This is a genomic window from Microbulbifer sp. SAOS-129_SWC (assembly GCF_039696035.1).
Classification (GTDB): domain Bacteria; phylum Pseudomonadota; class Gammaproteobacteria; order Pseudomonadales; family Cellvibrionaceae; genus Microbulbifer.
Genome location: NZ_CP155567.1, coordinates 2,752,653 through 2,767,424, shown reverse-complemented (window position 1 = coordinate 2,767,424; position 14,772 = coordinate 2,752,653). Strand labels below are relative to the sequence as shown.

13 protein-coding genes are annotated in these 14,772 nt (G+C 61.8%); all 13 read left to right on the top strand.

Annotation, left to right across the window (positions count from 1 at the left end):
- Nucleotides 1–157: 157 nt before the first annotated feature.
- The 13 genes from serC (at nucleotide 158) to ABDK11_RS11930 (ending at nucleotide 14,588) form a co-directional block, all read left to right on the top strand.
- On the top strand, nucleotides 158–1,237 hold the full coding sequence (gene serC, locus ABDK11_RS11990; protein WP_346836742.1) for a 3-phosphoserine/phosphohydroxythreonine transaminase: 1,080 nt from the start codon (nucleotides 158–160) through the stop codon (nucleotides 1,235–1,237).
- A 42-nt stretch (nucleotides 1,238–1,279) separates the two neighbouring features.
- The gene (gene pheA / locus ABDK11_RS11985) at nucleotides 1,280–2,383 is read left to right on the top strand and encodes a prephenate dehydratase (RefSeq protein ID WP_346836741.1); all 1,104 of its coding nucleotides are present in this window, start codon (nucleotides 1,280–1,282) and stop codon (nucleotides 2,381–2,383) included.
- Complete coding sequence (locus ABDK11_RS11980) at nucleotides 2,384–4,615, top strand: bifunctional prephenate dehydrogenase/3-phosphoshikimate 1-carboxyvinyltransferase (RefSeq protein ID WP_346836740.1); 2,232 nt, start codon at nucleotides 2,384–2,386, stop codon at nucleotides 4,613–4,615.
- Between the two features lie 201 nt (nucleotides 4,616–4,816).
- Nucleotides 4,817–5,515, top strand: a complete 699-nt coding sequence (cmk, locus tag ABDK11_RS11975) for a (d)CMP kinase (RefSeq protein WP_346836739.1) — start codon at nucleotides 4,817–4,819, stop codon at nucleotides 5,513–5,515.
- Between the two features lie 172 nt (nucleotides 5,516–5,687).
- Entirely contained in the window at nucleotides 5,688–7,367 is a 1,680-nt protein-coding gene (gene rpsA, locus ABDK11_RS11970) for a 30S ribosomal protein S1 (protein ID WP_346836738.1), read from the top strand.
- 142 nt (nucleotides 7,368–7,509) lie between these two features.
- Nucleotides 7,510–7,821 carry an integration host factor subunit beta gene (gene ihfB, locus ABDK11_RS11965; RefSeq protein ID WP_346836737.1) on the top strand — a complete coding sequence of 104 codons (312 nt, stop codon included), beginning with the start codon at nucleotides 7,510–7,512 and terminating at the stop codon, nucleotides 7,819–7,821.
- Nucleotides 7,822–7,913: 92 nt separating this feature from the next.
- Entirely contained in the window at nucleotides 7,914–8,222 is a 309-nt protein-coding gene (locus ABDK11_RS11960; RefSeq protein ID WP_346836736.1) for a LapA family protein, read from the top strand.
- Nucleotides 8,223–8,224: 2 nt separating this feature from the next.
- Nucleotides 8,225–9,415, top strand: coding sequence for a lipopolysaccharide assembly protein LapB (lapB, locus tag ABDK11_RS11955; RefSeq protein ID WP_346836735.1), 1,191 nt, complete (start codon nucleotides 8,225–8,227; stop codon nucleotides 9,413–9,415).
- A 108-nt stretch (nucleotides 9,416–9,523) separates the two neighbouring features.
- The gene (gene pyrF, locus ABDK11_RS11950; protein ID WP_346836734.1) at nucleotides 9,524–10,243 is read left to right on the top strand and encodes an orotidine-5'-phosphate decarboxylase; all 720 of its coding nucleotides are present in this window, start codon (nucleotides 9,524–9,526) and stop codon (nucleotides 10,241–10,243) included.
- Nucleotides 10,244–10,369: 126 nt separating this feature from the next.
- The gene (locus ABDK11_RS11945; protein ID WP_346836733.1) at nucleotides 10,370–10,693 is read left to right on the top strand and encodes a helix-hairpin-helix domain-containing protein; all 324 of its coding nucleotides are present in this window, start codon (nucleotides 10,370–10,372) and stop codon (nucleotides 10,691–10,693) included.
- A gap of 74 nt (nucleotides 10,694–10,767) precedes the next feature.
- A complete protein-coding gene (locus ABDK11_RS11940) occupies nucleotides 10,768–11,697 on the top strand; it encodes an NAD(P)-dependent oxidoreductase (RefSeq protein ID WP_346836732.1) in 930 nt (309 codons plus the stop codon).
- Complete coding sequence (locus ABDK11_RS11935) at nucleotides 11,697–12,584, top strand: glycosyltransferase family 4 protein (RefSeq protein WP_346840199.1); 888 nt, start codon at nucleotides 11,697–11,699, stop codon at nucleotides 12,582–12,584. The genes ABDK11_RS11940 and ABDK11_RS11935 overlap by 1 nt, the downstream gene beginning before the upstream one ends.
- Before the next feature lie 72 nt (nucleotides 12,585–12,656).
- Nucleotides 12,657–14,588, top strand: a complete 1,932-nt coding sequence (locus ABDK11_RS11930) for a nucleoside-diphosphate sugar epimerase/dehydratase (RefSeq protein WP_346836731.1) — start codon at nucleotides 12,657–12,659, stop codon at nucleotides 14,586–14,588.
- The last annotated feature ends 184 nt before the right edge of the window (nucleotides 14,589–14,772 follow it).

Here is a 14,772-nt window from a genome sequence, read left to right as displayed (position 1 = left end):
AGTAGAAAGGCCGCGAATTTCGCGGCCTTTCTCGTCCAAGGGCTACCAAAAATTGCGAGAAAATATGATGCACATTTCCCGATCGGGATTTTTGGCGTCGGTTTATCTAGTTTTGTCTGTAACCATTTCTCTGTGTTCACTAGGAAGTTGATTGATCATGAGGAAGTTTAATTTCTGCGCCGGCCCCGCTGCACTGCCGGAACCGGTTCTGCGTCAGGCGCAGCAGGAACTGCTGGACTGGCAGGGGTTGGGTTGTTCAGTGATGGAAATCAGTCACCGTTCACCGGAATTTGTCGAAGTGGCTGAGCGTGCGGAACAGGATCTGCGCGACCTGCTCGCCATCCCGGCCAATTACAAAGTGCTGTTCCTGCACGGTGGCGCCACCGCGCAGTTCAGTGCGGTGCCGTGGAACCTGTTCGGTGCTGGTCGGAAGGTGGCGGACTATATCCACACCGGCCAGTGGGCGAATAAGGCAATCAAGGAGGCGCAGCGCTACGGGCAGGTCAATGTGGTCGCCTCCAGCGAGGACCGTAACTTCACCTACGCACCGGGGCCGGACAGCTGGCAGCAGAGTGGCGATGCGGCCTACTTCCATTACACGCCCAACGAGACCATTGGCGGAGTGGAGTTCGACTATATCCCGGAGGTCAGTTGTCCTCTGGTGGCCGATATGTCATCGAACATTCTGTCGCAGCCGCTGCCGGTGGAGAAGTTCGGCGTGATCTATGCCGGCGCGCAGAAAAATATCGGCCCGTCCGGTATCGCCGTGGCGATCGTGCGCGACGACCTGCTCGAGCGCGCGCTGCCGGAGATCCCGCGCAGCCTCAGCTGGAAAGTGGCGGCGGATGCCGGCTCCATGGACAACACACCGCCGACCTTTGCCTGGTACCTGTCCGGTCTGGTGTTCCAGTGGTTGAAGGCCCAGGGCGGTGTCGAGGCGATGGCGGAGCAGAGCCTGCGCAAGTCCGCGCTGCTGTACGACTATCTCGATCGCAGTGAATTTTTCTCCAGCCCGGTGGAGCCGGGCAGTCGCTCGCGTATGAACGTGCCGTTTGTGCTGGCGGACGACAGCCTCGACAAAGCGTTTCTGCGCGAGGCCGAAGAGGCCGGGCTGCTCAACCTCAAGGGTCACCGCTCTGTCGGTGGTATGCGCGCATCGCTGTATAACGCGGTCCCGCTGGCAGCCGTCGAAGCGCTGGTGGCATTTATGGCCGACTTCGAGCAGCGCCGGACCTGATGTAATGAATAAAGATGTAACGGACAACGAATAGGCAAGTGGATGTCTGATGAAACTACCAAGGTCGACCCGCAGCTGCTGGCGCTGCGCGACCGGATCGACGAGATCGACGGCGAGATTGCGCAGCTGATCAGCGAGCGTGCCGAGTGCGCACTGAAAGTGGCAGAAGTGAAAAAGGCGGCCGGTGAGGATGCGCTGTTCTATCGCCCCGAGCGCGAAGCGCAGGTGCTGCGCCGCGCCATGGAGCGCAATCAGGGGCCGCTGACCGATGAGGAAATGGCGCGGCTGTTCCGCGAGATCATGTCTGCCTGCCTGGCACTGGAGGAGCCGCTCAAAGTGGCCTACCTTGGACCGGAGGGCACTTTCACCCAGCAGGCGGCGCTGAAGCACTTCGGCAACTCCGCCCAGAGCCGCCCGCTGGCGGCCATCGACGAAGTGTTCCGTGAGGTGGAGGCCGGTGCGGTCAATTACGGTGTGGTACCGGTGGAGAATTCCACCGAAGGGGTAATCAACCACACCCTGGATAATTTCATGGGTTCCAACCTGCAGATCTGTGGCGAGGTGGAGCTGCGTATCCATCATCACCTGATGATCTCGGATATCACCCGTGCCGATTCGATCACGCGTATCTACTCCCACGCCCAGAGTCTCGCGCAGTGCCGCAAGTGGCTGGATTCCCACTACCCGAATGTAGAGCGGGTGGCGGTGTCCAGTAATGCCGAGGCGGCCAGGCGCGTGAAGAGCGAGTGGAATGCGGCGGCGATCGCCGGCGATATGGCGGCAGACCTCTACGGCCTGAAAATTCTCGCGGAGAAAATCGAGGACCGCCCGGACAATTCCACCCGCTTCCTGATTATCGGTTCCCAGGCGGTGCCGGCCAGCGGTGACGACAAGACCTCACTGATGGTGTCCATGCGCAACGAGCCGGGGGCGCTGCACGACCTGCTCGAGCCGTTTCGCCGCCACGGCATCGACCTGACCCGGGTGGAGACGCGGCCATCGCAGTCCGGCAACTGGACCTATGTGTTCTTTATCGATTTCAAGGGGCACCGCGACACCGACAATATCGCCGCGGCGCTGCGCGAGGTGAGCGCCTGCGCTGCGGACATGAAAGTGCTGGGTTCCTACCCGCGCGGAGTACTGTAAATGGCGGAGCCGAAAATCGGTCGCCTGGTGGTCGTCGGTATCGGCCTGATCGGCGGCAGCCTGGCGCTGGCGTTGAAGGCCGCCGGTGCCTGCCGTGAAGTGATCGGCGTGGCGCGCCGCGCGCGTACCTGCGAGCAGGCGGTGGAACTCGGCATTGCCGATCGCGCGGTGACCGATCTGGGCGAAATCCTGCCGCAACTGGAGCCCGGCGACGTGGTGTTTGTCGCAGTGCCGACGCTGGCAGTGGAGTCGGTGTTTGCCGATTTGCAGCGCGGCCTGCCGGCGGGCGTGACGGTAACCGACGGCGCCAGCGTCAAGGGCAGCGTGGTCGCCGCGGCGGAAAAGGTCTGGGGGCGGGTGCCGGAATTTCTGGTGCCGGGACACCCGATCGCCGGTTCCGAGCAGAGCGGCGTGACCGCGGCGCGCGACGATCTCTATATCGCCCACCGCATTATCCTGACGCCGCTGGCGGATACCGCTGCGGAGCATCTGGCGCGGGTGGAGGCCATGTGGCGCGCCGTCGGTGGCGAGGTACTGAATATGCCGGTGGACGAGCACGATGAAGTATTGGCGGCCACCAGCCATCTGCCGCATGTCATCGCATACGGCCTGGTGGACACCCTGGCGCACGATGCGGAAAACGAGAATATTTTCCGTTACGCCGCCGGTGGTTTTCGCGATTTCACCCGCATCGCCTCCAGTGATCCGGTGATGTGGCGGGACATCATGCTGGCGAACCGCGAGGCGATCCTGAAGGCGATCGACCTGTACACCGCCAATCTGGCTTCGCTGCGCGCGGCGGTTGCGGCCGGTGACAGCGAGCACCTGATGGGCGTGTTTACCCGGGCCAAGGCGGCGCGGGATCACTTTACAAAAATGTTGGCCAGAAAGGCGTATACCGATTCTATGCAAGCACAGGAAGTAACTTTTATCGCGCAGCCGGGCGGCACCGTGACCGGTAAATTGCGCGTTCCCGGCGACAAGTCGATGTCACATCGCTCCATCATGCTGGGCTCCCTCGCCGAGGGGGTCACCGAGGTGGAGGGGTTCCTCGAGGGGGAGGATGCGCTGGCAACGCTGCAGGCGTTCCGCGATATGGGCGTGGTCATCGAGGGTCCGGTGGGCGGCCGTGTAACCATTTACGGTGTCGGCCTGCATGGCCTGCAGGCGCCGCCGGGGCCGCTGTACCTGGGTAATTCCGGCACTTCCATGCGCCTGCTGGCCGGGTTACTGGCCGGGCAGGCATTCGATGTAACCCTGACTGGCGACGAGTCCCTGTCCAAGCGTCCGATGAATCGCGTGGCCGATCCGCTGCGGGAAATGGGCGCGGCAATCGAGACTGGCCCCGAGGGGCGGCCGCCGCTGGTGATCAAGGGCGGGCGCAAGCTGCACGGTATCGACTACCGGCTGCCGATGGCCAGTGCGCAGGTAAAATCCTGTGTGCTGCTGGCCGGCCTGTATGCCGATGGGGCGACCAGTACTACCGAGCCGGCGCCGACGCGCGACCACACTGAGCGCATGCTCACCGGTTTCGGCTACGAAGTGCAGCGTGACGGCGCCCGCGCGACGTTGCGCGGCGGCGGCAAGCTGGCCGCGGGCAGGATCGATGTGCCCGCGGATATTTCTTCAGCCACTTTCTTTATGGTCGCGGCGGCGATCACGCCGGGCTCCGATGTGCTGCTGGAGCATGTGGGCATCAATCCGACCCGTGACGGCGTGATCAATATCCTGCGGCTGATGGGCGCGGATCTCGAGCTGCAGAACCGCCGCGAGGTGGGCGGCGAGCCGGTCGCGGACATTCGCGTGCGCCATGCGCCGCTGAAGGGCATCCGCATTCCGGAGAAGCAGGTGCCGCTGGCGATCGACGAGTTCCCGGCGCTGTTTGTCGCCGCTGCCTGCGCCGAGGGCGAGACGGTTCTGACTGGTGCCGAGGAGTTGCGGGTCAAGGAGAGCGATCGTATTCAGGCGATGGCAGATGGCCTCAAGGTGCTGGGTGTCGACGCCGAGCCGACCCCGGACGGCATTGTCATTCAGGGGGCGGGGCAGGGCACGGCGTTTGGCGGTGGCAGTGTCGATAGCCTCGGCGACCACCGTATTGCGATGGCCTTTGCGGTGGCATCTTTACGCGCGGACGCTACAATCCGCATCCAGAATTGCGCCAACGTGGCCACGTCGTTCCCGAACTTTGCCGAACTGGCGACCCGCGCCGGCATGCATCTGCAGTTGGCCTAGGGTACGCACAGCGCACCCTGCGCGGCATGAAAAGAATGCGGGGCTTGATGTGAAGGCCCTGGTGTCGAGGGCTGTTTGCGGGACCTGATGAGGCATGGATGCCGATTAGAGCCTACAGAGATGTATTCACGGCGTATCCCGCAAGCAGCCCTCGGCACCAGGGTTGCCAGTAGGCTCCTTCAAAAAAACTTACGGAACTCTATGACTGAAACTGAAAGCTTGCCGCCGGTAATCACCATCGACGGCCCCAGCGGCTCCGGCAAGGGCACCATCGCCAAACTATTGGCGGATAAGCTGGGTTATTCCCTGCTGGATTCCGGCGCCCTGTACCGCCTGACCGCACTGGCGGCGCTGAACCGTGACGTTGACCTGACCGACGAGGCAACCCTGACCGAGATTGCCGCCGGCCTGGATATCCGCTTTGAGCTCCGCGACGGCGAGGTCGCCGCGCTGCTGGAGGGCGACGATGTCAGCCGCGATATCCGCATGGAGCGGGTCAGTATGGCGGCGTCCAAGGTGGCGGCCATGCCGGGTGTGCGCGCGGCGCTGCTGCAGCGCCAGCGGGACTTCCGTCAGGCGCCGGGGCTGGTCGCGGACGGCCGCGATATGGGCACGACAGTGTTTCCCGACGCGCCGGTCAAGGTCTTCCTGACCGCCAGCGCGGAAGAGCGCGCCCGGCGCCGCTGCGAGCAGTTGCGGCAGAAGGGGGTTTCTGTTAGCCTCCGCGACCTGCTGGAGGACATCCGCGCCCGCGATGCGCGTGATATGAACCGCGAAACCTCCCCGCTGGCGCCCGCTGCAGATGCAGTGGAGCTCGACAGCACCGGGGTGGATATCGATGGCGTCCTCAATAGCGTATTGCAGTTGGTGCGCGACCGGATCGTGGTCCGCGGTACCTGAGCACGCTGCAGACACTACAATGAGTTTTTAACGACAGCGGCCGGGATCAGCCAGAATCGCCCGGCCGCTGTCGTAATCCGACCCGCGTGCTGGCAGCGCGGTGGGGTCGCGGCTGGCGGTTGACTAAACGTAACAGTGACCAACGGCTGGGCCCATCACTATAGGTAATGTAATGAGCGAGAGCTTTGCTGAACTATTTGAAGAGAGCCTGAAAAGCGTAGAGATGGCCCCCGGTTCTATCGTGACCGGTGTGGTAATCGACGTGGACAAAGACTGGGTAACCGTACACGCGGGCCTGAAGTCTGAAGGCGTGATTCCCGCAGCCCAGTTCGCCAACGAAAACGGCGAAGTAGAGCTGCAGCCGGGCGACGAAGTACAGGTTGCCCTGGAAGCGGTTGAAGACGGTTTCGGTGAGACCCGTCTGTCCCGTGAAAAAGCCAAGCGCGCTGAAGCCTGGAAGATCCTCGACGCGGCCCACGCTGCCGACGAAGTGGTCAAGGGTGTTATCAGCGGCAAGGTCAAAGGCGGCTTTACTGTCGACGTGGCCAACATCCGCGCGTTCCTGCCGGGTTCTCTGGTCGACGTTCGCCCGGTTCGCGACACCGCGCACCTGGAAGGCAAAGAGCTCGAATTCAAGGTCATCAAGCTGGACGCCAAGCGCAACAACGTTGTGGTTTCCCGCCGCGCCGTGATGGAAGCTGCGACTTCCGAAGAGCGCGAAGCCCTGCTGGCCAGCCTGCAGGAAGGCATGAGCATCAAGGGTATCGTCAAGAACCTGACCGACTACGGCGCGTTCGTAGATCTGGGTGGTATCGACGGCCTGCTGCACATCACCGATATGGCCTGGAAGCGTATCAAGCATCCGAGCGAGATCGTGAACGTTGGCGACGAGATCGAAGTCAAGGTACTGAAGTTCGACCGCGAGCGTCAGCGCGTATCCCTGGGCCTGAAGCAGCTGGGCGAAGATCCGTGGGTCTCCATCAAGCAGCGTTACCCGGAAAACAGCCGCGTGAAGGCGACTGTTACCAACCTGACCGACTACGGCTGTTTCGCCGAGCTGGAAGAAGGTGTGGAAGGTCTGGTTCACGTTTCCGAAATGGACTGGACCAACAAGAACATCCACCCGTCCAAAGTTGTCAATGTTGGCGACGAGGTCGAGGTGATGATTCTGGATATCGACGAAGAGCGTCGTCGTATCTCCCTGGGTATCAAGCAGTGCCAGGAAAATCCGTGGGATGCCTTCGCGCGTAACTTCGCCAAGGGCGACAAGATCTCCGGTAAGATCAAGTCCATCACCGATTTCGGTATCTTCATTGGTCTGGACGGCAGCATCGACGGTCTGGTGCACCTGTCCGACATCTCCTGGAACGAAGCCGGCGAAGAAGCCGTACGCAAGTTCAAGAAGGGCGATGAAATCGAAACCGTTATCCTGGGTATCGACTCCGATCGCGAGCGTATCTCCCTGGGTATCAAGCAGCTGGAGTCCGATCCGTTCTCCGACTACGTGGCCACCAACGACCGCGGTACCATCGTAAACGGTACCATCAAGGAAGTTGATGCCAAGCAGGCGGTAATCACCCTGGCGGATGAAGTGGAAGGCGTACTGCGCGCTTCCGAAATCAGCCGCGACAAGGTGGAAGATGCCCGCAACGTCCTGAAAGAAGGTGAAGAGGTCGAGGCCAAAATCACCAGCGTGGATCGCAAGAACCGCGTGATCAGCCTGTCTATCAAGGCCAAGGATCATGAGGACGAGAAGCAAGCCATGAAGGATCACAGCAAGAAGCAGTCTGAACAGGTTCAGCCGGCGACTATCGGTGACCTGATCAAGGCGCAAATGAACAACAAAGACTGATAGTCTTTAGTTGTCAAAAGCCCCGGGCTTATTGCCTGGGGCTATCCGGAAGCCGGACTGGGGTTGCTCAGTCCGGCTTTCTGTTACATGATTGCCGCTCTAATCTAGAATAATCAATGACTTACAGAAGGTTATGGAGCGCATGACCAAATCCGAACTGATCGAAAGGATTGCGTTGAGGTTGGATCAGCTACCGGTTAAAGACGTGGAGCTGGCGGTCAAGGTAATGTTGGATTCCATGTCCGATGTGCTGTCCAGGGGGGAGCGTATCGAGATCCGTGGATTCGGCAGTTTTTCCCTGCACTACCGTGCGCCGCGTACCGGGCGCAATCCGAAAACCGGCGATGCCGTGGAGTTGGCGGGCAAGTATGTGCCGCACTTCAAGCCGGGCAAGGAGTTGCGCGATCGGGTCAATCAACGGATGCAGGAAGATACTGTGACCGAGTATGATTGACCGGTCCGGCATTGCTGGATTGAGAGGCGCGGGCGGGATGGCCCGTTAGACTAAGTTGTTGATTTAAGCACCCCCGGAGGGCGGAGGTTCCCTTGTCATTCTTGCGCTGGCTGTTGCGTCTCTTCTATGGGCTGCTGGCCCTGCTGTGCATTGCCATCGGTATCTACTTTGCCGTGGACAATCCGGACTCTATTGTGCCGCGGTTCGCCGGCCAAGCGCTGCCGGCGGGCAGTGTCGGCTTCTGGTTGATCGGTTTCCTGTTGTTTGGTGTGTTGCTGGGCTTTGTTGTCAGCCTGTTGCCCTTTTACGCGGAGCGCCGCCGGGCTGCAGGGCTGGAGCGACAATTGCAGAGGCTGGAACGGGAACTGCACACGGTGCGCCGACAGGTCTCCGGAGAGTAAGCTTGGCCGATCTCACTTTTTTCTTTTTCCTACTCGCTGCCATCGCCATCGGCTGGCTGATGGGGCGCCGCAGTGTCAGGAAAAAAGCCAACTGTAACGAACAGCAGCGGGCGCTGGCGCACTCTTATGCCCAGGGTCTCAATTACCTTCTGAACGAGCGTCACGACGACGCCATCGACAAGTTTATCGACGCGCTGGAAGTCAGTAGCGCCACCTTTGATACCCACCTGGCGCTCGGCAACCTGCTGCGTAAACGCGGCGAGCACGATCAGGCCATCCGCGTGCACCAGAATCTGCTCGCCCGCCCCAGTCTGGCGCGCCCCAGTCAGCAGAAGGCGCAGCTGGAGCTGGCGCGGGACTATATCGCCGCCGGCTGGCTCGACCGCGCCGAGCGGCTATTGCAGGAGCTGGTGGAAAATTCCTCGGATCTGCGCAATGTCAGCCTGGAGCACCTGGTGGAGGTCTACCGGGACGAGCGCGAGTGGAATAAGGCGATTCACGCCGTCAATCTGTTGCACGGGCGCCGCTTCAAGCGCCTGTCCGCCGAGTGGGCGCCGGTGCAGGCGCACTTCTGCTGCGAGCTGGCAGAGGAGGCGATCAAAAACAAAGACTATCTGAGCGCGCGCAAGCATATCGATGCGGCGCTGGATTACGACCGCAATTCGGTGCGTGCCAACCTGCTGTGGGGGCGCCTCGAGCACCTGCTGTCGCGTCCGCGCGAGGCGATCAAGGTGCTGCAGCGGATTCCGCGGCAGAACCCGGACTATATCCCCGAAATCCTCGAACTGTTGATTACCAGCTACGAGGCCGTCGACGACGAGAAGGGGCTCGACCGCTATCTGGAATCCCTGCAGCGCGAGCATCCCTCGAACAGCGTGCTGATTGCGCTGACCGAGCGCATCCACCGCCAGCAGAGCGAAGCGGCGGCGGCGGCGTTTATGGGCAAGCAATTGGCGCTGCGGCCCTCGCTGCGCGGGCTGGGCCATTTTATCGACCTGCATATTGATACGACCCAGGGGCGCGCGCGGGAAAATCTGTCGTTGCTGAAGACCCTGATCGATCAACTAATCGCCAGCCGCCCCCACTATCGCTGCAGCAACTGCGGATTTTCCGGTAACCAGCTGCACTGGCTCTGTCCCAGCTGCAAGCACTGGGATACGGTGCGCTCGGTCAAGGGGGTCGAGGGGGAGTAGGGCCGCAGCGGGCCGTATTTCCCCTGTTGCGGTGGTGCGAATCCGCTGTTCGCTGCCGTTTCGAATTTTTGTGCCGCGTTGTGGCGGTGAGATTGATGAGGTATTTCTTTGCAAAGTAACAATTCTGCTGCCGTTTCTTCGCCGGTTATCGTGGCCCTCGACTACGACAATGCCGCCGCCGCGCTGGCGATGGCGGACCAGCTGGATCCGGCGCTGTGCCGGGTCAAGGTGGGCAAGGAACTGTTCACTGCCAGCGGCGCGCAATTAGTGGAACAGCTGGTGGCGCGCGGCTTCCAGGTATTTCTGGATTTGAAGTTCCACGATATTCCCAACACGGTTGCCGCGGCCGTGCGCGCCGCAGCCGAGCTGGGTGTGTGGATGGTCAACGTGCACGCGAGTGGCGGTGCGCGGATGATGGAGGCGGCGGCCGAGGCGCTGCGCCCCTATGGCGAGCGCCGGCCGCTGTTGATCGGAGTCACAGTGTTGACCAGTACCGCACCGGAGGAGCTGGCGGCCACCGGCGTCACCCGCCCGCTGGAAGAGCATGTGCTTGCTCTGGCGGCGCTGGCGCAGCAGTGTGGCCTCGACGGTGTGGTGTGCTCCGCGCGCGAAGCGCAGGCGCTGCGCCAGCAGTGCGGCACGAATTTCGCTCTGGTGACGCCGGGAATTCGTCCGGCCGGTGCCGCTGCCGACGACCAGCGCCGTATCGTAACACCGGCACAGGCGCTGGAGTGGGGGGCAGATTACCTGGTAATCGGTCGCCCGATCACTGCAGCGGCGGATCCGCAGGCAGCGCTGGCAGAAATATTGCGGGAAACCCGGAACTGATTGACTTGTAATAACGTGTAAGTAATTGGCGACCGCGTGCGGCAAGCGAACTGTTAGAGTGGTCAGGTTTGGGGGAGTAGAAGCAGTCCCGACGTGAATCTACCACTTTCACAGGGGGGAAACCCGATGAAGAATGTCTTTCGCACTCCGCTTGCTGTATGTTTCGCTGCGTTACTGATGGTCTGTGGCTCAGCCTGGACTGTGGCCGAGGAGTCCACTGCGGACTCAACGGCAGGCGAAGCGGCAGTAGCCGCAGCCAGCGTCAACCTGAACAGCGCCTCCGCCGAGGAGCTGGCTGACAAGCTTGACGGTATCGGCGCGGTGCGCGCTGAAATGATTGTAAAATACCGCGATGAGCACGGTCCTTTTACTTCGGTCGAGCAGCTGCTCGATATCAAGGGTATCGGTACCGCGACGCTGGAGAAAAATCGCACTCGAATCATGCTCTGAATTTGAGCGAATTTTGCCGGCGGCATTACCAGTGCCGTCGGTTCGTAGAAAAAATATATTGGGTTGCATCACAGATGGCGCGTTGGGTGGTAATTGGCGGCACTGGATATATCGGCGAGGCACTCTGCCTGCGCCTTCTGGCGGACGGGCAGCAAGTGCTGTCGGTGTCCCGCGCTCCCCGGAGTCCGTCCGGGTGTGAACACTTCTCTCTATCACTTTCTCCCGGCGGGGACTATTCCTCGCTGTTCCAGTCCGGCGACCGCGTCATCTACGCTGCCGGTCTGGCCAGTCGCGCCGAGTGCACGCGCCATCCGGTGCAGGCTCAGTGGCTCAACAGCGATTGCCCGCTGGAGTTGCTGCGTGCCGCAGACGTGGCCGGCGCCGAGTCCTTTACCTACCTTTCCAGCGTGAAGGCGCTGCGCCCGCCGCGCGGCGTACTGGCGAACGAGGATTCCGGTGAGCCGGCAACGGACAGCTATGGTCGCAGCAAGTGGCTGGGAGAGCGTCAGCTGTTGGGCGGCCGTTGGTCTTGCCGGGTCAATGTCATACGCCCCGCGTCTGTGTACGGAGAAGCCGGCGGCCGGGCAAAATCAGCTGGCCGCGCGCAACGTTGGCGCAACTTGCTCGGTTCTCTCGGGCGCCTGTCCCGGTTCCTGCCGGCCAGCGGTCTGCGCAGTTTTGTCCACGTTGGCGATCTGGTCGAGGCAATTTGTCTGCTGGGGCAGTCGGCTGGCTGTGATCGTCAGGTCTATATTGCCGCGGAGCCGCATTTCTACGACCTGGCATCAATTGCCTCTGCGCTCAGTGGCGCGCAAGTACGCGGCAGTCGCGGCCTGACCCGCCTGCTGCTGACGCCACTGCGCCCCCTGCGCCGGCTGGCCGCAGTGCGCTCGCTGCTGGAGTTGGAGCAGAGTGAACTCTACAGTGCGGCGCGCCTGCGTGCGGCACTGTCTTGGCAGGCCAAGACTCGCTATAGCCGTTATCTGCAGGAGGCGCGCGGGTGATGGTTTTCTGGGAACACTGGCTCGCACCATTGCTGTTGCAGGCGGTGCTCAGTTACGGCGCGATAGCGTTTTTGCTGTCGAATATGCGCGAGCTGGCGCTCGACTTGCCCAATCACCGCTCCATGCACGACACACCGGTGCCGCGTACCGGGGGGTGGGCACTGGTCGGTGGCCTGGTTCCGGCGCTGCTGATCAGTCCGCTTGAGCTGCCGCTGGTTGTCCCGATGGGATTTGTGCTGCTGCTCGCAGTATCCGCGCTCGATGATCTGCGTCACGTGTCGGCGCGGCTGCGTTTTCCAGTGCACATGCTGGCCGTTGCCCTGGTGCTGGCCGGGTTGCCGACGCCGCTGGCCTGGTGGTGGTATCCGCTGCTGCTGGTGGGCGGGGTTTGGATGATCAACCTGTACAATTTTATGGACGGCCTGGACGGCTTGGCCGGCAGTATGACCGCCATCGGCTTTGCCACCCTGGGGGCCATCGGTGCCTGGCGTGGGGATACCGCGCTCGCCGGTGTCTGTGCGCTAGTGGTGGTTGGGGCGCTGGTGTTTCTGCGCTTTAACTGGCCGGGTGCGCGAATTTTCCTCGGTGATGCCGGTTCTACCGCGCTGGGCCTGGCAGTGGTTACCGTGAGCCTGTTCGGCTGGCAGCGTGGGGATTTCGGATTGCTGGTGCCCGCACTGGTATTTCTGCCTTTTTGGCTCGACGCGACACTGACGCTATTGCGCCGCGTGCTCAGTGGCCAGCGCTGGTGGGAGGCGCACCGGGAACATTTCTACCAGCGCAGCGCCCTGCGCTGGGGGGTCAAGAAGACTCTGCACAAGGAGCTGGGAATTATGTCGGCGGTGTCTATACTGGCGCTCGTGCTGGCAGCAATGGATCTGGCATAATGGTGACAAATTGATGTTAAAAATCTTGGTCCGGGGCCAATTGGGGGTCATGTGAAGCGCATCTGGCGAAGCGTGAACAAAAATTACAAGCCGGCGCTGATGCTGATCTATGACCAGTTAATGCTTACCATTGCATTTATGGTGGCGATTACCATTCGTGTCAACGGCCTGTCCCCGGCGCTCGAGAAGGAAATGCTGATCTGTCTCGGCCTGACCCTGGCTTCGAGCAGTTTTATCTTTTTGCGCCTCGGCCTCTACCGTACCGTTATCCGCTACATGGGACAGCAGGCGATTATCGCGGTCCTGCAGGGCGTCACGGCCTCGGCGGTTGTCCTTGCAGTGGCCTCCTATCTCACCTACGCCGGAGTGCCGCGCTCGGTACCGGTGATTTACTGGTGCTTTGCCCTGATTGCCGTCGGTGGTTCCCGCTGGCTGGTGCGGGTTTACTACCAGATGGCGCTGGAGATCCACAAGACCCGGGTTGCCATCTACGGCGCGGGCACCGCCGGCCTGCAGATGTACAAGGCGCTGGTGCATGGTGAAGTCTACAAGCCGGTAGCCTTTTTCGACGATAACGCCTCCAAGCAGAATACCCTGATCGACGGTGTGCTGGTCTACAACCCGGCCAATATTCTCGACGTGGTGGCTGAGCGGGATATCGCCGAGGTGCTGTTGGCGATGCCCGGTGTGCCCAAGCGGCGCCGTCGCGAAATTACCCGTGGCCTGCGTGAGCGCGGGCTGGTGGTGAAGGTGATCCCCGGTGTCGAGGAGTTGGTCGACGGTGCCGGCCGCGTTTCCGATGTCTCCCAGATTTACGAAAATATTCTCGGCCGCGCGCCAGTGGAGCCAGAAAAGGAACTCATCGCACATTCGATCAGCGGCAAGGTGGTACTCGTGACCGGTGCCGGCGGTTCTATCGGTTCCGAGCTCTGCCGCCAGATTGCCCACTGGCAACCGGCCCAGCTGGTCATGGTGGAGTCGTCGGAATACGCGCTTTACCAGATCGAACGCGAGCTCTACCAGCAGCAGCAGGATGAAAACCTGCGGGTGCGGGTGACTGCGGTGCTCGGCGATGTGCGCGACCGCGCGCGTATGGCGGAGATCATCCAGAGCTTCGGCATCGATACCATTTACCATGCCGCGGCCTACAAGCATGTGCCGCTGGTGGAACAGAATGTGGTGCTGGGTGCAGACAACAACGTGCTCGGCACACTGTCGGTGCTGGAAGCTGCCGAGGCTTTCGGGGTCGAGCAGTTTGTATTGATCTCCACCGACAAGGCGGTGCGCCCCACCAATGTGATGGGCGCCACCAAGCGTTTTGCCGAGCTGATCTGCCAGGACTTCGGCCGCCGTTTTGGCCGCACCCGGGTCTGCATGGTGCGCTTCGGCAATGTGCTGGGGTCCTCGGGTTCGGTGATTCCGCTGTTTTCCGACCAGATCAATGCCGGCGGGCCGGTTACCGTCACGCACCCCAAGGTCACCCGTTATTTCATGACGATTCCCGAGGCGGCTCAGCTGGTACTGCAGGCCGGCAGCATGGGGCGCAATGGTGAGGTATTCGTGCTGGATATGGGCGAGCCGGTGCGTATCTACGACCTGGCGCGCCGCCTGATCCAGATCATGGGGCACACGGTACGCGACGAGGAAAACCCCGAAGGGGATATCGAGATCCAGATTAGCGGCCTGCGCCCGGGTGAAAAACTCTATGAGGAGTTGCTGCTCGGCGACAATGTCTCCGGCACCGATCACGCGATGATTATGCGCGCCGAAGAAGAGCGCCTGGCGAGCGAACGGCTGCAGCTGTTGATCGGCGAGTTGCGCGATGCCTGCGGCCGTCATGACTGCGAGGCCGTGCACCGCCTGTTGCGCACGGCGGTAAAGGATTATGCGCCGAAGGAGCATCTGGTGGATGTGGTCTGGGCGCAGCAGCGAGAGCAGAAGCCGGTCGCCAGGGTGGGGCAGGTGGAGCGCCTGCCGGTGCCGACGGACTCGGGGCGGCGCTAGTTGGTAAATTGATTGGAAAGGGCTCCGCAGTGCGGGGCCTTTTTTGTGCCTGGCTTTTGTATTTGACGCCCCCGCCCGCCAATCACAGACTGCCGGGGTTCGGCCGCACGCGACCTGTCCGTCGCAAACGCTTGCGTCAGTCCGGCCACCCATCATAGATTGGCGGCGTTCAGCTGCGCGCGAC